Origin of the sequence: Actinokineospora bangkokensis (assembly GCF_001940455.1) — a bacterium.
Lineage (GTDB): Bacteria > Actinomycetota > Actinomycetes > Mycobacteriales > Pseudonocardiaceae > Actinokineospora > Actinokineospora bangkokensis.
The window spans coordinates 339669-357755 of record NZ_MKQR01000009.1 but is presented as its reverse complement, the minus strand read 5'-3'; the positions used below and the strand labels follow the sequence as shown (position 1 = coordinate 357755).

Here is an 18087-nt window from a genome sequence, read left to right as displayed (position 1 = left end):
CCAGGCTACGGGTGCGCGCCCGCCAGCGACGCCAGGCGCGCGTGGGCGGTGTCGGCCAGCGGGTTGCGCAGCTCGGTGAGCAGGTGCAGGCTCGTCGACCACAGCCGGCGGGCCGCGGCCAGGTCCCCCTCGGCCCGGGCGGTGTCTCCGAGGCGCAGCAGGCTGTCGGCCTCGCAGAACCGGTCGCCCACCTCGCGGAACAGCTCGGCGGCGCGCAGGTGGCAGCGCCGCGCCCCGCGGTGGTCGCCCATGCTCAGGCGCACGATGCCCATCGCCAGCAGCGTGTCCGCCTCCCCGAAGCGGTAGCCGAGGTCGCGCTGGAGCGCCAGGGCGCGCTCGTGCGCCGCCAGGGCCTCGGCGTGCTCGCCCGCCTCGAACTGCAAGCTGCCGAACAGGCTGAGCGCGAGCGCCTGGCCGCGGTGGCCCGCGCGGACCAGCAGGTCCAGGCCTGCCCTGGCGTCGTCGAGCGCTTCCCCCACCCGGCCCTGCTTGCGGCGCAGCTGGGCGCCGTTGACGAGCACCTGCGCGTAGCCCACCGGGTCGTCGGCGGCTTGGAACAGCTGTCGGGCCCGCGCGAGGTGGTGCTCCCCCGACGGCCAGTCGCGCAGCCGCATCGCCGCCGTCATCAGCTCGCGGTGGCAGCGGGCGCGCAGCCACGGGTCGTCGACCCGTTCGGCGGCCGCCAGCGCCGCCTCCCCCACCGCGCGCATCCGGTCCCAGCTGCCGCGCCGGTCGAGCCAGAACCGCTGCGCGGCCGCCACCTCGCAGGCGGTGCGGTCGCGGCCGGTGCTCGTGGCCAGCTCCACCGAGGCCACCAGGGTCTCCTGCTCGGCGGCCAACCAGGCCGTCGCCGCCGCCCGGTCGGCGAACCCCACCGGGTCCGCGCCGGGCACCGGGCCGGGGACGGGCCGGTCGTCGGTGTGGGGCGACAGCGTGCGCACGGCGGCGCGGGTGGAGTGCAGGAGGTGGTCCAGCAGGCGGTCGAGCGCCGGGTCCGCGACCGCGGCGGGCAGGTCGCGGGCCCGTTCCCGGCTGAAGTCGTGCAGCAGGTCGTGCAGGCGGAACCGGCCGCGGCAGCGGTCGTCGAGCAGCCGGGCGGCCACGAGCGCGCGCAGCGCCCGGCGGCCCGCGGCGGCCCCCGTGCCCGCCAGCGCCACCGCGCTCGCCTGCGGCACCTCCGGGGACGGGTGCAGGCCCAGCAGGTCGAACAGGAGCGCCGCGCCCGGGGCGACGGCGCGGTGGCTGGCGGTGAAGGCCGCGCGGATGTCCGAGCGGGGTTCGTCGGTGGCCAGCGCCTCCAGCCGCCCGGCCTCGTCGAGGTCGGCCACCACGTCGGCGAGGGGCGTGTCCGCCGCGCGCGCCGCCGCCACGGCCAGCGCCAGCGGCAGCCCCGCGCACGCGGCGACGACCCGGTCGGCGGCGTCCGGCTCGGCCGCCAGCCGCGCGGCGCCGAGCCTGCCCGCCAGCAGCGCCCTGCCCGCCGCGGGGTCGAGCAGGGCGACGCCGACCGCGCGGGCGCCGTCCACCAGCAGCCCCGGCAGCCGGACGCGGCTGGTCACCACGACGGCGCACCCGGGCGCGCCGGGCAGCAGCGGGCGCACCTGCTCGTCGTCGCGGGCGTTGTCGAGCACCACCAGCACACGCTTGCCCGCCAGCAGGCTGCGGAACAGCCCCGTGCGGGCGGTGGTACCCACGGGCGCGCTGCTCGCGGGCAGGCCCAGGGCCTCGATGAACCCGGCCAGCACGTCGCCCGGGTCCAGCGGTGATCCCGGCCCGAACCCGCGCAGGTCCACGAACAGCTGCCCGTCCGGGAACCGGTCGGCCACCCGGTGCGCCCACCGCAGCGCCAGGGCGGTCTTGCCCACGCCCGCCGTGCCGTCGAGGGTCACCACGGCCGTCCCCCCGGTCGGCTCGTCAACAGCGGCGTCGAGCGCCCGCAGCGCCGCGTCCCTGCCGACGAACGCCGGGCAGCCTGCGGGCAGTTGCGCGGGCACCACCGACGTCGACCTCGGGGGCGCGGGCGGGGGTCCGCCCAGCACGGCGGCGTGCGCCGCGCGCAGCTGGTCGCCGGGATCGAGGCCCAACTCCTCAGCGAGCCGGACGCGCACCCGCTGGTAGGCGGCCGCGGCCGCCGACCGGTCGCCCGCGGCGTGGTGGGCGCGGATGAGCAGGGCGTGCACCGCCTCGTCCAGCGGCGCGTCGGCCGCCGCGGCGGCGAGCAACGGCACCGCGGCGGGGGCGTCGTCGGCGGCCAGGGCCGCCTCACCGAGGGCGAGGACGGCGGCTTGCCACTCCCCCACCGCGGCGGTGACGGCGGGGTGGGCCGACAGCACGCCACCCCCGGGCGGCCCGCACCACAGGCGCAAGGCAGCCGCGAGGCGGGTGACGGCCTCCCGGTGCTGCCCGGCCCCGCGGAACGCGGCACCCTCCCGCACCAACGCGCGGAACCGGGCCAGGTCCAAGGCGTCGTCGGGCAGCCTGAGCGCGTACCCGCCGCCGCTGGTGACGAGCACCCGGGCGGGGTCGCGCGCACCGCGCGCGGGTTCCAGCACGCGCCGCAGGTGCTTGACGTGGGTGTGCACGACGTTGACGGCGCTGCGCGGCGGGTGGTCGTCCCACAGCGCCCCGATGAGGGCCTGGAGGCCGACCGGCCTGCCGCCCGCGAGCGCGAGCAGGGTCAGCAGCGCCCGCCTGCCCGGGGTACCCACGTCGACCTCGTCGACCTCGTGGTCGTCGCGCCAGACCCGCACCGCGCCCAGAACCTGTACGCGCACCCCCGTGCCTCCCGGTCCGCGATGGCCACGACGCCGATTCCTGCTCCCTGGCGTCTTACCATTCCGGATCGGTTTCGAGGAAGAGCGCGGGGCTAAGTGCTCTTCGTTGGAAAATTGCCGTTATCCGAGCTGTTCTCAGCAATGGCGGCGACACTGGAATGCAAGGACCCACCACCGCGGGAAGGGGCGGCGGGATCGCCGCCGCCCCTGCACCCGGGTGATCAACGGCCCGCGGACCCCGCCACCGCGCGCAGGAAGAACGCCAGGTTGGCGGGCCGTTCCGCCAAGCGGCGCATGAAGTAGCCGTACCACTGGTCCCCGTACGGCAGGTAGACGCGCAGCCGGTGGTTGTCGGCCACCAGCGTGCGCTGCTCGGCGTCGCGGATGCCGTGCAGCATCTGGAACTCGAAGTCGCGGGTCGTGCGCCCCGCGGCCAGCGCCAGCCGGGTCGCCGCCGCGATCATCGCCGGGTCGTGCGTGGCGACCATGGGGTAGCCGGTGCCGTTCATCAGCACCCGCAGGCAGCGCACGTACGCCTCGTCCACCGCCGCGCCCTGGTGGGCCACGGACGCGGGTTCGCGATAAGCGCCCTTGCAGAGCCGGATCCGCGACCAGGACAATTCGGCGCAATCGGCCTCGGTGCGCTTGAGGTAGGCCTGGAGGACCGTGCCCAAGGACGGGAAGTCCTCGCGCAGTTCCGCGACGATCGACAGCGTGGAATCGGTCGTCGTGTGGTCCTCGGCGTCCACGGTCACCCACGCCCCGGCAGCCTCGGCGGCGGTGCAGAGCGTGCGGGCGTTCTCCAGGGCGACCTTGTGCCCGTCGCGCGGCAGCGACTGGCCCAGCGCCGAGAGCTTCAGGGAGATCTCGGTCGGCCGGGTGACGGCCGCGGCGTCGCTGATCGCCGACAGCGCGTCGAGCAGGTCGAGGTAGTGCTCGACGTTGGCGGTGGCCTGCTGGGCGTCGGTGACGTCCTCACCGAGGTGGTCGATCGTCACGAACCGCCCGGTGGACAGCACGTCGCGGGTGGCGGCGACCGCGTCCGGTGTGGACGTCCCGGCCACGAACCGGTCCACCAGGGACTTCGTCGCCGGGACGCGGGTGATGGCGCGCTCGGCCTTGGGCGAGCGGGCCGCGGCGAGCAGTGCGGGGCGCAGGACGCCTGCGAGGGGCATCAGGACTCCTCGGGCCGCTGGTGCGGGTAGCGGTGGTCGGTCGGCGGGACGAAGGTCTCCTTGATCGTGCGGGCCGAGGTCCAGCGCAGCAGGTTCTGCGGGGAGCCCGCCTTGTCGTTGGTGCCCGAGGCGCGGGCCCCGCCGAAGGGCTGCTGGCCCACCACCGCGCCGGTCGGCTTGTCGTTGACGTAGAAGTTGCCGGCGGCGAAGCGCAGGCCCTCGGTGGCCTCGGCGACGGCGGCGCGGTCGGTGGCGATGACCGACCCGGTGAGCGCGTAGGCCGACCCGGAGTCGACCAGCTCGACCGCCTTGGCGAACGACCCGGGCGCGGCGTCGTCGTAGACGTGCACGGCCAGGATCGGGCCGAAGTACTCGGTGCGGAAGGCCTCGTCGGCGGGGTCGTCGCCCAGGAGCACGGTCGGCTCGACGAACCAGCCCTCGGCGTCGTCGGCGTGCCCGCCCGCGGCGATCGTCAGGCCCGGGGTGGACTTGGCCCGGGCCAGCGCGGCGGCGTTGCGGTCGAACGAGCGCTGGTCGATGACGGCGCCGCCGAAGTGCGCCAGGTCGGACACGTCGCCGTAGCTCAGCGCGGACGCCTTGGCCACCAGGTCGTCGCCCATCCGCTTCCACACCGAGCGCGGGATGAACGCGCGGGAGGCGGCCGAGCACTTCTGGCCCTGGTAGTCGAACGCGCCGCGCAGCAGGGCGGTGGTGAGCACGTCCGGGTCGGCGGAGCTGTGCGCGAGCACGAAGTCCTTGCCGCCGGTCTCACCCACCAGCCGCGGGTAGGTGTCGTAGCGGGCGATGTTCGCGCCCACCCGCTGCCACAGGTGCTGGAAGGTCGCGGTGGAGCCGGTGAAGTGGATGCCCGCCAGCCGCCGGTCCGCCAGCGCCACGTCGGAGACGGCCGGGCCGGGGCCGTGCACCATGTTGATCACCCCGGCGGGCAGCCCGGCGGCCTCCAGCAGCTTGATCGTCCAGTAGGCGGCGACGGCCTGGGTGGGCGAGGGCTTCCACAGCACGGTGTTGCCCATCAGCGCGGGCGCGGTGGGCAGGTTCGCGGCGATGGCGGTGAAGTTGAACGGGGTGATCGCGTAGACGAACCCCTCCAGCGGCCGGTGCTCGACCCGGTTCCACACCCCGGGCGCGGAGATCGGCTGGTCGGCCAGCAGCTGCCGGGCGAAGTGGACGTTGAACCGCCAGAAGTCCACCAGCTCGCACGGGGCGTCGATCTCGGCCTGGTAGGCGGACTTGGACTGGCCGAGCATGGTGGCCGCCGCGATGGTCTCCCGCCAGGGCCCGGCGAGCAGGTCGGCGGCGCGCAGGAACACCGCCGCGCGGTCGTCGAAGGACAGCGCGCGCCACGCGGGGGCCGCGGCGGTCGCGGCGGCGATGGCGGCCTCGACGTCGGCCGGGCCGGCCTCGGTGAAGGTGCCCAGGACGGCGGCGCGCTTGTGCGGTTGCACCACGTCGACGGCCGCGCCGCTCCCCCGGCGGTGCTCGCCGCCGATGACGTTGTGCACCTCGGTGGGGTTCGCGGCCAGCTCCGCGAGCTTGGCGGTGAGCCGGGCGCGCTCCGGCGAGCCGGGGGCGAACGAGCCCACCGGCTCGTTGACCGGCTGCGGCGTTGTCGTGACGGCCTGCACAAGACCTCCAGGTGGCGGGCGGGTTCGGCCGCCAGTCAACCGCGCGCGCGGCCCCGCGCGGTTCATCCGGTCGGCCAAACCTGACCGCCGGGTTTTGTACGATCGGACGAAGGACGAGGAGGGTGGCATGGGCACCGGGGCGATCACCCTGCGCGAGCTGGTCGCGGCGCTGGACTCGGCCGTGGTGGGGTTGCTGGAGGCCCCCCACGGCGACCTGGTCGAGGTCGCCACCGCGGCCCTGGTCGAGGGCGCCGACCTCGCCGCCGACGGGGACTGGCCCGCCGCCGTGCCCGACCTGCACCTGCACGTCGGGGTCGGGGCCGCCGAGGCCGAGCGGTGGTTCGCGGACCTGGCCCGGCGCGCCCCCCGCGACCGGCCGCGCGCGGTGATGGCGAAGTCGGTCGGCGCCGGGGTGCGGACCGCCGCGCGCGCGGCCGGGGTGGCCCTGGTCGCGGTGCACCCGCTGGCCCGGTGGGACAGCGTGCTGCCGGTGGTGCACCGGCTGCTCGACGGCTCGCGCAGGCAGGCCGCGGCGCCGGACCTGGCCGCCACCGACCTGTTCGACCTGGCCAGGATCGTCGCCCGCGACGCCGGGGGGATGGTCTCGATCGAGGACGCCCAGTCCCGGGTGCTGGCCTACTCGGCCTCCGACGCCTCCGCCGACGAGCTGCGCAGGCTGTCGATCCTGGGCAGGCAGGGCCCGCGCGACTACCTGCGCGCCCTGCGCGAGTGGGGGGTGTTCGACCGGATCAGGGCCAGCGACGAGGTGATCGACGTGCCCGCCCACCCGGAGCTGCGCACCGAGCGCAGGCTCGTGGTGGGGATCCGGGGGCAGGCGGGGGTGCTCGGCTCGATCTGGTTGCAGCAGGGCGACCGGCCGTTCAGCCCCGACGCCGAGGAGGTGCTGCGCGGGGCCGCCGCGATCGCCGCGCACGCCATCGCCCGCTCGCTGGCGGCGCCGTCCACCGAGGCCGCGCAGGTGCAGCGGCTGTTCGGCGCCGGGGGCGGCGGGGTGGACGTGCCGTCGCTGGCCGCCGCGCTGCACCTGCCGCAGACCGGGGCCGCGGCGGTGATCGGGCTGGCCCCGCACGGGCCGGGGAGCGCGGTGCCGGGCAGCAGCCTGCGGCTGCTCGCCAGCGCGCTGCGCCCGGACGCGCTCGTCACCGCCCTCGGTGAGCGCGCCTACGTCCTGCTCCCCGGCTACACCTCCGCCGCCGCGGTCACCGCGTGGACGCGCAGGCTGGTGGCCGAGTTCGAGACCCGGCGCGCCTGCGTGCTGCGGGCGGCCATCGCGCTGCCGGTGCCCGACCTCGGGGCCGTGGCCGCCGCGCGCACCGAGGTCGACCGGGTGCTCGACGGCGCCGCCTTCCCCGCCGACCGGGTGACCACCCTGGCCGAGTCCCGCACGGCGGTGCTGCTCGGGGAGGTGCTGGACCTGGTGGCCGAGCACCCCGAGCTGCGCGACCCGAGGGTGGACGCGCTCACCGCCCACGACCGCGACCACGGCGCCAACCTGGCCCGCAGCACCGCGGTGTTCCTGGCCCACCACGGCGACGTCCGGGCCGCCGCCACCGCGCTCGCGGTGCACCCGAACACCCTGCGGTACCGGGTGCGGCGGGCCGCCGAGGTCATCGGGGTCGACCTCACCGACCCCGCCGACCGGCTGCTGCTGGAGCTCCAGCTCGCCCTGCGGGACCGGACCTGGCTCAGCCGCGGGCGGTGAACATCCTGGTCGTGAACTCGACGACCGTCGGCGCCACCGCGGGCAGCGACGGCACCCCCGACCGCAGGACCGCCACCCGCACGGCGTCGGCGAGCGCGCCCACGGCGAAGTCCATCAGGTCGCGGCCGACGGGTTCGACCGCGGCCCCGGCGGCCTGGGCCTCCTCGTGCAGCTGGGACAGGATGTCCCCGAGGTGCGCGCGACCGGCGGTGATCACGGCGTCCACCGACGGGGCGGCCCCGGTGGCGCAGACCAGGCAGGCGCGCGTGTAGGCCGGGTGCGCGGCGAGGAAGTCCAGGTAGCCGTGCACACCCGCGCGCAGGCGCCCCTGCCAGTCGGGGTCCGGCGTCGTGTGCACGAGGTCTGCCAGCACCTGGTGGGCGGCGGTGGTGTACAGCGCGACGGCGGTGGCGAAGCAGTGCTCCTTGTTCTCGAACTGTTCGTAGAAAGTCCGGCGGGACACTGCGGCCTGGTCGACGAACTCGGTCAGCGTGGCCTTCGCGTAGCCGTGCTCGGCGACGACCTCCAAGGCGCTGCGCAGCAACCGCCTGCGCTGGGCGACCTCCACTTCCTCCCGGCTGAGCACGTGCCTGCCGGAGGGGAGCAGGTCGGCGCTGGGGTCCCCCACCCAGAACCGGTCGGTGGCGCGGAGCAGACCCGCGTGGGGCAGGGCGTCCTGCGGCACGGCGGTATGGGGTAGGGCTGTCTGGGGTAGGGCGGTATGGGGCTGGACTGTCTGGGGCAGGGTGAACTGCGGCGGGTCGGTGTTGGACAGCGCGGGGTGCGGCACTGGGAGCCTCGCTCAGGTCGATGAGCCCCGGGCGCGCGCGACGGCGCGGCGGGGTGCGGGTGCGCGGCACCGCGGGCGGTGCGCGACGAGGACCGGCCGTTCCGCGCGGGAACGGCCCGAGAGGGCGATCAGCGCCGAGCGGGTGGGCCGCGCCGGGCGGGCAGCCTGGCCCAGGTCACCGAGACCGGGGCGAGCAGCGCGGTCGCGACGACCGGCTGGGGCACCCGCACCGGCGCCGCGGGCGCGGGCGGGCGGGGCAGGACGGCCGCCACGAGCCGGGCCGCGGCGAGAACAGCGGCGTCGGCCCTGGCCAGCAGCACACCGGTGAGCAGCACGGCCGCGGCGTGCAGGCCGAGCATCGCCGCCGGGCCGGGGTGCGCGGTGTGCGGGTGGTGGTGCAGGTGGTGGTCCTCAGCGGTCGCGAGGGCGGTGAGGAGCCCGTGCGAGACCAGTTGCACCACGCCGAGCACCGCGGTCGTCCCCAGGACGCCGGGCTTGCGCTCGGCGACGGTGATGCCGGCCCAGCTCAGCACCGCGGTCAGCAGCAGCGCCACGCCGGTGGCCGGAACGGCGCCACCCGCCGTCAGGTGGGCGGCGGTGGCGAGGGTGGCCGCACTGGCCGCGAGCAGACCGCCGCGCACCACGCGCAGGGCGCGGGGCAGCGGGACTGGTCGGGCCACGCCCCCATGGTAGGCCCGTGCCAGCGGGTTTCCGCCCGATCACGCGCACCCGGGGGGTGATTCCCAGGAAACGGGACCAGGGATGCGGCCAGGTGAGCGACGGCGGTCGGGTTCTCGTACGCGGGTGACAACCCCGCAGGCAAGGCGCACACGCGCGCTGCCGCACTCCAGCTCGACCTCAGCCGGATCGAGATTCCGAGCGCCAATCCCCGTCGGCGTCAAGCATCGGGGGTGGCGATGAGGGGCGTCGCTGCGCTGCCGCGCTCCACCGCCGCCTCGGCGTCGCGGCCCGCGCGGCTGCCCGCGTACGCCGCCGCGCGGACCGCGCGCAGCCACCGCGGGCGCAGCTCCAGCCCGCCCGCGTTGCGCACCGGGTCGAAGGCCGTGCGGCCCGGGTCGACCTGCCGGGTGATCGACAGTCGACCGACGAGCCCGGTGCCGCGCAGCAGGAGGTCGAAGTGGAAGGGCAGCAGGGGGTTCAGCGCGTCGAGGCGGGCGTGCGCGGGGAGCCGTCGCGGTCGGGCCAGCAGCACCCCGCCGCCGTGGGTGCCCGCGAGCGCGCCGATGGTGCTGTAGTTCGCCCGGCCCCACTCGCGGGCCGGGAAAGGCAGCACGCCGAAGGCGCTGCTGGACAGCAGCAGGTCCCAGGAGCGCCCACCCGGCCAGGTGCGCACCGCCAGCCCCAGGATGTCGGGCGCGCCGCCGGGCAGCCCGACCCCCTTGGACAGCCGCACCAGCGCGGGCGCGCCGCCGCTGGACAGAGGCAGCCACGACGGACATGTAGGGGTCGCCGTGATCTTGCCCTCGAAGACTCGGCCGGTGGGGTGGAACGCGGGCGCGGACCGCGCGCGGCCCAGCGCCCGGAAGAGGGCGGCGATGGTACCGGTCAGTTCCTGGCGCATGTTCCTCCTCCGGCCGCGATCCGGCGCCCGGGTGTTCCCTGCGCCGGAACCGGCAAACCAGCGAACAGCCGAACCTTTCGCCCAGAAGTGGCCACAACCGCGTATCCGCACGTCAAACCGCAGGCGGTACCCGCCGGGACCGAGCGGAAACATCGAATAGGCATCATTTCGCCCACGACCGGAAACGGGTACTTGTCATGTCGGGCGGATTTGTCCTCGGGGCCCAGCGGAATGCGGTGGCCGCCCCTAGCGTCATCGGCATGTCGGAACCGATCACCCGTCGCACGCTGCTCGCCGGGCTGGGGGTCGCGGGTCTGGTCGCCACGGTCGGGGTGGCGCCAACCGCGAGCGCGGTCGAGCTGCCGCCGATCCGGGACACCTTCCAGGGCCTGCTCGCCTACCTCGTGCCGGGCACGGACAAGTTCTCCCAGCACCAGGGGGTCACCCTCCCGCTGCGGGGCGGCGCGGACACCGGGGGCGCGGCCCCGCTGGAGCGCACCTACGACCAGGCCATCCCGTTCCCCGTGGTGGGTCGGCCGTTCAACCTCAACCTGCCGGGCGCCGCCGCGGTCGCCGCCCTGCTCAACATCGTCGCGCTCAACGTCAACCCCGGCGCGCTCATCGGCCCGTTCGCCTCGTCCTTCGCCAACCTCAAGCACGCGCAGAAGACCGAGGTGCTGCGCAGGCTGGAGGAACCGGGGCTGGCCGACGGCACCCCGGTGCGCTTCGTCATCAACACCATCCCCACCCTCGCCGCCTTCCAGCTCTACTCCGAGGCCCCGGTGTTCAACCGGGAGACCCAGCAGCTGACCGGGCGACCGCTGGGCTGGGACCTGTCCGCCTACGACGGCCCGAACGACGGCTGGGCGGAGTTCCAGGGCTTCTACCGCGGCATCGACCGCGTCCCCGAGTGAGGAGAGCACCATGCGCGATGTAGTGGTCGTCGGGTCCGGGGGCGGCGGGCCGGTGGTGGCCAAGGAGCTCGCCGCCCGGGGCCTGGACGTGCTCGTCATCGAGGCCGGTGCCCGCCACCTGCGCCCCGAGCAGGAGTGGACCCACCTCGAGGACGACATGAACAACCCCATCACCGGCAAGTTCCGGGTGGGGCCCTCCGACCTCGGTGAGGCGCCGTGGGACCGGGACTTCCCGCAGAGCTCCTACGTCTGGCAGATCGCCGGGGTGGGCGGCACGACGCTGCACTTCTTCGGCAACTACCCGCGCCCGCCCGCCGGGGCGTTCGCCGGGTACGAGGGCGCGGACAAGGGCAACTACGACACCGCCCACCTGTTCCCCTTCACCTACGAGGAGTTCCGCCCGTACCTGCGGTGGGTCGAGCACACGGTGCAGGTGCAGACGGCGCCGATGGGGCGCAAGGAGGCGGCGTTCTACCGCGGTGCCGAGCGGATGGGCCTGCCGCACCTGACGAAGAAGGAGCCCACCGGGCCCTGCTACCGCCCGCAGGAGAACGCGATCCTGCAACCCCAGGGCACCGCAGGCCGCAGCAGCGACCCCAAGGACCTGCTGCACCCGCAGGCGCGGGGCTGCACGTTCTGCGGCCACTGCTTTCAGGGCTGCATGGAGCCGCGCAAGGCGCCGCGCAACCTCAAGGCCCGCCAGTCGACCGACGTGTCGTACGTGCCGATGATGCTCACGGCCGACGCCTGGTCGCCGGGCGGCAAGCCCGCCGAGCTGATCACCGACGCCTACGTGGTCAAGGTGCTCACCGACGGCGGCCGGGCCAAGGGCGTGGTGTTCCGCACCCCCGACGGCGCCCGGCACACCGTCGAGGCCAAGGTGGTCGTGCTCTCCGGCGGGTCGGTGGAGAACCCCCGGCTGTGGTTCAACAGCGGCCTGCCCAACCCCAACGGCTGGGTGGGGCGCGGGGTCACCGACCACCACCTCGACTGGGTCGTCGGGCTCATGGACGAGGAGGTGGGCACCAGCAAGGGCGCGAACTCCCAGGCGCGGATGGACTTCCCCGGCTACGGCGGGGTGGAGAACGTCGGCTTCGGACCCGCCCTGCAGGCGTTCGCGCTCAACTTCAGCGACTCCGGGGTGGCCGGTGCCTACGACAACGGCAGCGGTGTAGGCCCGCAGGGGGCCGACACGGTGGGCAGGTTGGTGGGTCCGCAGCTGCAGGACGTGATGTCCAACGTGGACAAGCTGCTCACCCTGCTGGTGGTCACCGACGACGACGTGCAGCCGGAGAACCGGGTCACGCTGTCGCCGATCATCCCGCCGGACGAGAACGGGCCGGTGCCGCGGGTGGAGATGAAGTACCGGGCCCGCACGGCGCGCACCCGGCGCAACCGCGACTTCCTGGCCGCCAGGGCCGTCGAGCTGGTGCGGGCGGCGGGGGCGCGGCGGGTGCACCGGATCAACTGGCCGCCGCTGCTGCTGCACATCCACTCCAGCATGCGGATGGGCCTGGACCCGGCGGACTCGGTGGTCGCGCCCACGGGCGAGACCCGCGCGGTGCCGGGGCTGTTCGTCGCGGACAACTCCGCGCTGGCCAACTCCGCGGGCGGGGCCAACCCCACCCTGACCGCCCAGGCGCTCGCCACGCGCACGGCGGAGAACATCTTCAGCAAGTACTTCGGCGGGTCGCCCTGGGTGGCCACCGAGTCCCCGGTCGCCGCGATCGACGACCGGGTGACCGCGGCGGTGATCGCCCGGGGGCTGTGAGCGGGCGGGCCCGGGGGTCAGCGCTCGCCGGGGGGCGCGTAGTACGACGCGTCCTCCCCGCGGGGGCCCGCCTCCGGGCTCGGCTTGCGCCCGGGCCGGAAGGTGACGTCGGTGAAGGTGACGTCGACCGGCTCGGCGTAGCGCTTGCCGTTCACCGGGTCGTGGCGCATGAACGCGGGTGGTTCGATGCGCACCTGCACGGTGTAGGCGCCCTCCCCGGGGATGCGGACGTTCGCGCCGTAGTGGTGTAGGAAGGGGTGCCACAGGAACGGCAGGTGCGCGGTGAACAGCGGCCGGTCCCCGCGCAGCACCGTCGCGGTGACCTCCAGCCCGGGGACGAACCGGCCGTCGGCGGCGTCGGCCACGGCGACCTCCAGGTGCCCGTTGGCCCCCTCGGCCGCCTCGTGCCACACCAGTTCGCCGTCGTGCAGGCCGTACATGCCCTCCGCGCCCTCCTGCACGAGCACCACGGTGTACTCCCCCGCCCGCTCGACGACCCCGCCGGATTCCTCCAGCATGGCGTTGAGCGCCCGGTGGTAGGCCTCGCCCTGCTCCCGGGCCACCTGGAGCTGGTCGGGGTCGGCCTCGTTGCTGGCCGACATGGGCGGGGTCCGCGGTGGGGTGGTGAGCGGTGTCGTGCTCATGCGCTGCCTCCTGGTCGCCGGTGGGGTCCGGCTACCCGGCGGCGCGGCGGTGAACCGCGCGTCAGCGGCCGGTGAGCGTGCGCAGCGCCACGCCCGCGGAGGCGCCCACGGCGAGGGTGGCCCCCGCGCGGCCCGCCTCGGTGCGCACGCCCTCCTCGGGCTCGACGCCGCGCGTCGAGGTCCACACCGTGACCAGCAGCAGCCAGCGCACGACCAGGAACACGAACAGCAGCAGGCCCACGAGCGCGCCCAGGGTGGTCACCGCTGGCGACCGGCCGAGCAGGCCCAGGTAGAGCCCACCCGCCTGCTGGAGCGCGGCGAGGCCGACGGCGGCGCCCGCGGCGGGGCGCAGCCCGGCGGTGAACGGCAGGCGGGTGCGCGGCAGCCGGGCGAGGCACCACGCGATGAGCAGCCAGTTGGCCACCAGGGCGAGCAGCAGCGACCCGGTGGCGAGCACCAGCTGCGCGCCGGGCAGCCCGTCGAGCCCGGTCAGCGCCAGCAGCCAGGCGCCGAGCGCCCCGGTCAGCGCGGCGAGGCCGAACGACACGGCGAGCGCGGCCCCCACCCCGAACAGGGTGCCCACGTCCGCCAGCACCGTGCGCACCAGCGGCCCCCGCTCGCGCGGTTGCCCCAGCAGGGCGGTGACGGCGTCGCGCAGGTTGCTGATCCAGCTCCACCCCGAGTACAGGCAGGCCGCGAGGGCGATGAGGCCCAGCTTGCCGCGCTCGTCCACGACGAGCCGCACGATCCCCATGAGCTGCTCGTTGACCGCGGCGGGCAGCACCCCGGCCGAGGCCTGGCCCAGCCGCGCCACCAGCTCCTGGTCGCTGGCCAGCACGAACCCCGCGATCGAGACGCCGATCATGAGCAGCGGCACCATCGACAGCAGGGTGAAGAAGGTGATGGCGGCGGCGTAGTGGTCGCCGTCGCGGTCGCGGTAGCGCTCCAGCGTCGCGCCCACCCGGTGCGCCCACGGCCACCCGGACACCCGTGCCCGGACCAGGGCCACCGCCCGCCTGCCGCGCCCCGCCATCGGCCGCACCTCCCCGTCGCCGCCCCCGGGTGGGGCCGGGACGACCCTACGGGCCGGTGGTGGGGTCCACACGACACGGGTGCGGTCCTGGTGGGGAATTCGCCGGTCTGCCGCGCTGGCGGGCCTCAGCCGAGCAGGTCGGCCAGCCCCGCGACGCGCAGCACCTCGGCGACGGTGCCGCCCGCGCGCGCTCGGATGGTCATCACCACCCCGGCCTCAAGGCAGCGGGCGCAGAAGCGCCGGATCTCGCGGGCGCCCGCGCAGGCCAGCAGGTCGACGCCGAGCAGGTCGACCACCAGGGACTCGTGCCGGTCGACCCGGCGCAGCGCCGCCTCCAGGGACTCGCGCAGCTCCTGCGCGTTGCTCACGTCGACTTCGCCGCCCACGACCACGCACGGCGCCTTCGCTTCGGCCAGGAACGAACTCGTCATCAGCGGCATCGGGCATTCGCCCTTCCCCACCCCGGTGGCAGCGGTGGATTGCGGTGACCCCCGAACCGACCGTACGCCCCTCGTGACCACTCCGACAGGGCGCGCGGGGCCAGGTCACCCCGTGTGCACGGCACCAGACTGGACAATGCGCTGGGTGGGGCCACCGCTCCGGGAGCGGTGTGCGCACGCACGTGGGCTCACCCGCGCTGGCCGACGGCCCCGGTGTGCGCGGTGGGCGACGCCGCCGTCCACTGCGGCCGGCCGCGGGTCACCGGAAGTGCGCCGCCGCGCGCTCGATGCGCTCCCACCTCGCCTCCCAGAAGCCGGGCTCCCGCACCCCGGCCGAACTGGTGGTCCCGTCGAGCTGTTCGCGCAGGATGTCGGCGTGCCCGGCGTGCCTGCTCGTCTCCACCACCCGGTGCGCGAGCACGTCGGCGAGGGTCACGTGCGGCCGGGGCCACCAGGGCACGAACCCCGGCGCGTCGAGCGGCAGCGCCTCGACGGTGGCGTCGCCGTGGGCCCACACCGCGCGGTAGCGGCCCAGCACGTCCGCGCGGCTCTCGTCCTCGGTGGCCCACAGGTCCGCCCCGCGCGCCGCCGGGTCGTCCCAGCGCGGGAGCGCGCCGGGGAAGGGCCGGTCGAAGACCTCACCGAGGTAGCGCGCCTCCCAGGTGGCCAGGTGCTTCACCAAGCCCAGCAAGGAGGTCCCGGTGGCGGTCAGCGGCCTGCGGGTGTCGTACTCGGACAATCCGTCGAGCGTGCGGACGACCGCGTCGCGCTGCTCGCGCAACTGCTCGTGCAGGAGGGCTTTCGCATCCACCACAGCAGACTGCCTGCCCGGGCGGGTCAGGTGCCCACCGGGGCGGTGAGGAGCATGGCCACCGCCAGCAGCGCCGTCAGCATGATCGCCCGGAACAGCGCGCGCGGGCGATCGGCGCCCGGCCACACCAGGGCCGCGACCACCGCGGCGACCGCCACGACGAACAGCACCACCGCGACGGGCCCGGGTCCGCCGGGCGGGCCCAGCAGCAGGCACACCATCGCGGCCAGCAGCGCCAGCACGGACACCAGCACCGAAGCCCGGGCGCCGAGCCGGTGCGGCAGGCCGCGCACCCCCGTCGCCGCGTCGTCGGCCAGGTCGGGCAGGGTGTTGGCGAAGTGCGCGCCCGTGCCCAGCAGCGCGCCCGCCCCCAGCACCCACCACGGCGCAGGCGCGTCCGCCGCGAGCAGGATGAACAGCGGCAGCAAGCCGAACGACACCGCGTACGGCAGCACCGACAGCGCGGTCGCCTTCAGCTTCGCGTCGTAGGCCCACGCGGACACGACCGCCGCGAGGTGCACACCGCCCGGGACCCACCCCGTCGCCAGGGACAGCGGGACGCACAGCAGCGCCGCCACCAGGGCAGCGCGCCCGACAGCCCGCCGGGACACGCGCCCGCTCGCGATCGGCTTGTCCGAGCGGGACACCGCGCGGTCGCGCTCGGCGTCGAGGAAGTCGTTCAACCACCCCACGGACAGCTGACCGGCCAGCACCGCGGCCGCGACCAGCAGCACCACCCGCCACGGCGCCCCGGCGCTCAGCGCGACACCCGCCGCGACCAGGGTCACCGCGGCGGTGGGTTCGGGGTGGCAGGCCCGCACGAGGGCGGCGGCGGTGGGCACCGGACCAGCCTGGCACGGGTCGGGCGGCGGCCGCTGGGCGCGGCGGGCCCGAGCGGGCGGGCGCCGGGTGTGCGAGCGTGGGCGGGTGGGAGTCGCCGGAGGTACCCGGGTCCGCAACGACCCGGCCCAGTACGACGAGCTGTCCGGGCAGTGGTGGCTGCCGCGCGGGGACTTCGCGATGCTGCACTGGCTGGCCGCCGCGCGGGCGGCGCTGGTGCCGCCCGCCACCCGGCCCGGCGCGGTGCTGGTCGACCTGGGCTGCGGCGCGGGCCTGCTGGCGCCGCACCTGGCGGGCAAGGGGTACCGGCACGTCGGGGTCGACCTGACGCGCAGCGCCCTGGCCTTGGCCGCCGCGCACGGCGTCGAGGCCGTGCGCGGCGACGTCACCCGGGTGCCGCTGGCCGACGGGGTGGCCGACGTGGTGTGCGCCGGGGAGATCCTGGAGCACGTCGCCGACCACGACGCCGCGGTCGCCGAGGCGTGCCGGGTGCTGCGCCCCGGTGGGCTGCTGGTGCTCGACACGCTGGCCGCCACGGCGCTGTCGCGGTTCGTCTCGATCACCCTGGCCGAGCGGCTGCCCGGCGGCCCGCCGCGCGGCCTGCACGACCCGGCCCTGTTCGTCGACCGCGCCCGGTTGGTGCGCTCCTGCGCCCGCGGCGGTGTGGAACTCGCGCTGCGGGGAATCCGGCCCTCGGCGGTGGACCTCGCGCGGTGGCTCGCCGGGCGGTGCGACGACGTCCGGATGGTGCCCGCGCCCACCACCGCCGTGCTGTTCCAGGCCGCAGGCAGGAAGAGGAGTGCATGACAGGCGTGCTGATCGACCCGGTGCAGGCACCGGCGGCCGAGCCGACCCCGGCCCGCGCGTGGTGAGCGCCCGGATCAGCGGGTTCGGCACGGCCTTCCCGCGGCGGATCGACCAGGACGAGGTGTGGGCGGGCTACTTCGCGCCTCGGCTGGGCCACTCCCGGGTGGCCGAGCGGCTGTTCCGGGCCGCGGGCGTCGAGCACCGGCACGCGGTGGCCGACCCGCTGGTCGACGACGTGTCGGACTGGTCGACCGAGCGCCGGATGCTGCGCTACGCCGCCGAGGCGCCCGCGCTGGGCAAGGAGGCGGTGTCGGCCGCGCTGGCCGACGCGGGGCTGGCCGCCGAGGAGGTGGGCTTGCTGGCGGTGGTGTCCTGCACCGGCTACGCCACCCCGGGCCTGGACATCCACCTGGCCGCCGACCTGGGCATGCCCGCCGACGTGCAGCGGCTGGTGATCGGGCACATGGGCTGCTACGCGGCGCTGCCGGGCCTCGGCGCGGTCGCCGACCACGTGGTCGCCCGCGGCAGGCCCGCGGTGCTGCTGTGCCTGGAGCTGACCTCGCTGCACGCCCAGCCGACCACCGACGACCTGGCCCAGGTGATCACGCACGCCCTGTTCGCGGACGCGGCCGCCGCCGTCGTGCTGCGCCCCGGCCCGGACGGCGCGGGGCCGGACGACCCCGGTGGCGCGGCGGGACCGGGGATCGGGGTGCGCGACCTGGTGGCCCGCACCGCGCCCGCCACGGCCGACCACATGCGCTGGGACATCACCGACCGCGGCTTCCGGATGGAGCTGTCGCCGCGCGTGCCCGACGTGCTGGGCCGCCACGTCGGCCCCGCCGTGGACGACCTGCTCGCCCGCAACGGCCTCACCCGCGCCGACGTCGGCGCCTGGGCCGTGCACCCGGGCGGCCCGCGCATCCTCGACACCGTCGCGGACGTGCTGGGGCTGCCCCGGGACGCGCTGGCGGCGTCGCGGGCGGTGCTGCGCGAGCGCGGGAACTGCTCGTCGGCCACCGTGCTGCTCATCCTCGACGAGCTGCGCCGCCGCGGCCTGCCCGCGGGTGCGCCGGTGGTCGCGATGGCCTTCGGACCCGGGCTGACCCTCTACGCCGGGCTGCTCGACGCGTGAGCGGC

16 protein-coding genes are annotated in these 18087 nt (G+C 75.9%); 5 read left to right on the top strand and 11 right to left on the bottom strand.

Going from position 1 to position 18087, the window contains the following annotated elements; all coding sequences use genetic code 11:
* Positions 1-5: 5 nt before the first annotated feature.
* The 3 genes from BJP25_RS36115 to pruA all read right to left on the bottom strand — a co-directional run bounded on the left by BJP25_RS36115 (position 6) and on the right by pruA (position 5595).
* A complete protein-coding gene (locus tag BJP25_RS36115) occupies positions 6-2774 on the bottom strand; it encodes an AfsR/SARP family transcriptional regulator (protein WP_075974525.1) in 2769 nt (922 codons plus the stop codon).
* Between the two features lie 221 nt (positions 2775-2995).
* Positions 2996-3949, bottom strand: coding sequence for a proline dehydrogenase family protein (locus BJP25_RS09870; protein WP_075974524.1), 954 nt, complete (start codon positions 3947-3949; stop codon positions 2996-2998).
* Positions 3949-5595: an L-glutamate gamma-semialdehyde dehydrogenase gene (gene pruA, locus BJP25_RS09865; protein ID WP_075974523.1), complete on the bottom strand. Its 1647-nt coding sequence runs from the start codon at positions 5593-5595 to the stop codon at positions 3949-3951. Before pruA ends, BJP25_RS09870 begins: the two co-directional genes overlap by 1 nt.
* A gap of 127 nt (positions 5596-5722) precedes the next feature.
* On the opposite strand from pruA, the gene BJP25_RS09860 reads away from it, so the two are divergent.
* Positions 5723-7318 (top strand): helix-turn-helix domain-containing protein, encoded by a 1596-nt coding sequence (locus BJP25_RS09860; RefSeq protein ID WP_084793835.1) that lies wholly within the window; start codon positions 5723-5725, stop codon positions 7316-7318.
* Here the strand turns inward: BJP25_RS09860 and BJP25_RS09855 are convergent.
* The 3 genes from BJP25_RS09855 to BJP25_RS09845 form a co-directional block, all read right to left on the bottom strand.
* Positions 7302-8003, bottom strand: a complete 702-nt coding sequence (locus BJP25_RS09855) for a TetR/AcrR family transcriptional regulator (RefSeq protein WP_075974522.1) — start codon at positions 8001-8003, stop codon at positions 7302-7304. The genes BJP25_RS09860 and BJP25_RS09855 overlap by 17 nt on opposite strands.
* A 233-nt stretch (positions 8004-8236) precedes the next feature.
* On the bottom strand, positions 8237-8788 hold the full coding sequence (locus BJP25_RS09850; RefSeq protein ID WP_084793833.1) for a hypothetical protein: 552 nt from the start codon (positions 8786-8788) through the stop codon (positions 8237-8239).
* Between the two features lie 218 nt (positions 8789-9006).
* Entirely contained in the window at positions 9007-9690 is a 684-nt protein-coding gene (locus tag BJP25_RS09845) for a hypothetical protein (RefSeq protein ID WP_075974521.1), read from the bottom strand.
* Between the two features lie 260 nt (positions 9691-9950).
* Here BJP25_RS09845 and BJP25_RS09840 point away from each other — a divergent pair, with 260 nt between their 5' ends.
* Both BJP25_RS09840 and BJP25_RS09835 read left to right on the top strand, forming a co-directional pair.
* Positions 9951-10604 carry a hypothetical protein gene (locus BJP25_RS09840; RefSeq protein ID WP_075974520.1) on the top strand — a complete coding sequence of 218 codons (654 nt, stop codon included), beginning with the start codon at positions 9951-9953 and terminating at the stop codon, positions 10602-10604.
* Positions 10605-10614: 10 nt separating this feature from the next.
* Positions 10615-12375, top strand: a complete 1761-nt coding sequence (locus tag BJP25_RS09835; protein ID WP_075974519.1) for a GMC family oxidoreductase N-terminal domain-containing protein — start codon at positions 10615-10617, stop codon at positions 12373-12375.
* A gap of 17 nt (positions 12376-12392) precedes the next feature.
* Here BJP25_RS09835 and BJP25_RS09830 read toward each other — a convergent pair whose 3' ends face one another.
* From BJP25_RS09830 to BJP25_RS09810, 5 genes are all read right to left on the bottom strand, one after another.
* Positions 12393-13019 carry an iron transporter gene (locus BJP25_RS09830; RefSeq protein WP_075974518.1) on the bottom strand — a complete coding sequence of 209 codons (627 nt, stop codon included), beginning with the start codon at positions 13017-13019 and terminating at the stop codon, positions 12393-12395.
* 61 nt (positions 13020-13080) lie between these two features.
* On the bottom strand, positions 13081-14052 hold the full coding sequence (locus BJP25_RS09825) for a YihY/virulence factor BrkB family protein (protein ID WP_075974517.1): 972 nt from the start codon (positions 14050-14052) through the stop codon (positions 13081-13083).
* Positions 14053-14177: 125 nt separating this feature from the next.
* Positions 14178-14483 (bottom strand): STAS domain-containing protein, encoded by a 306-nt coding sequence (locus BJP25_RS09820; RefSeq protein ID WP_158075623.1) that lies wholly within the window; start codon positions 14481-14483, stop codon positions 14178-14180.
* Positions 14484-14751: 268 nt separating this feature from the next.
* Positions 14752-15306: a DinB family protein gene (locus BJP25_RS09815; protein WP_075974515.1), complete on the bottom strand. Its 555-nt coding sequence runs from the start codon at positions 15304-15306 to the stop codon at positions 14752-14754.
* Between the two features lie 23 nt (positions 15307-15329).
* The gene (locus BJP25_RS09810; protein WP_075974514.1) at positions 15330-16145 is read right to left on the bottom strand and encodes a UbiA family prenyltransferase; all 816 of its coding nucleotides are present in this window, start codon (positions 16143-16145) and stop codon (positions 15330-15332) included.
* Positions 16146-16230: 85 nt separating this feature from the next.
* Here BJP25_RS09810 and BJP25_RS09805 point away from each other — a divergent pair, with 85 nt between their 5' ends.
* Positions 16231-16950 (top strand): methyltransferase domain-containing protein, encoded by a 720-nt coding sequence (locus BJP25_RS09805; protein WP_075974513.1) that lies wholly within the window; start codon positions 16231-16233, stop codon positions 16948-16950.
* A 61-nt stretch (positions 16951-17011) separates the two neighbouring features.
* Positions 17012-18082, top strand: coding sequence for a type III polyketide synthase (locus BJP25_RS09800; RefSeq protein WP_332888629.1), 1071 nt, complete (start codon positions 17012-17014; stop codon positions 18080-18082).
* Positions 18083-18087 lie beyond the last annotated feature (5 nt).

Excerpts from the sequence above, each read along its gene's own strand:
- BJP25_RS09820 (WP_158075623.1), bottom strand. The coding sequence starts at position 14,483 with ATGACGAGTTCGTTCCTGGCCGAAGCGAAGGCGCCGTGCGTGGTCGTG.
- BJP25_RS09835 (WP_075974519.1), top strand. The coding sequence starts at position 10,615 with ATGCGCGATGTAGTGGTCGTCGGGTCCGGGGGCGGCGGGCCGGTGGTG.
- BJP25_RS09860 (WP_084793835.1), top strand. The coding sequence starts at position 5,723 with ATGGGCACCGGGGCGATCACCCTGCGCGAGCTGGTCGCGGCGCTGGAC.
- BJP25_RS09845 (WP_075974521.1), bottom strand. The coding sequence starts at position 9,690 with ATGCGCCAGGAACTGACCGGTACCATCGCCGCCCTCTTCCGGGCGCTG.
- BJP25_RS09840 (WP_075974520.1), top strand. The coding sequence starts at position 9,951 with ATGTCGGAACCGATCACCCGTCGCACGCTGCTCGCCGGGCTGGGGGTC.
- BJP25_RS09825 (WP_075974517.1), bottom strand. The coding sequence starts at position 14,052 with ATGGCGGGGCGCGGCAGGCGGGCGGTGGCCCTGGTCCGGGCACGGGTG.
- BJP25_RS09870 (WP_075974524.1), bottom strand. The coding sequence starts at position 3,949 with ATGCCCCTCGCAGGCGTCCTGCGCCCCGCACTGCTCGCCGCGGCCCGC.
- BJP25_RS09830 (WP_075974518.1), bottom strand. The coding sequence starts at position 13,019 with ATGAGCACGACACCGCTCACCACCCCACCGCGGACCCCGCCCATGTCG.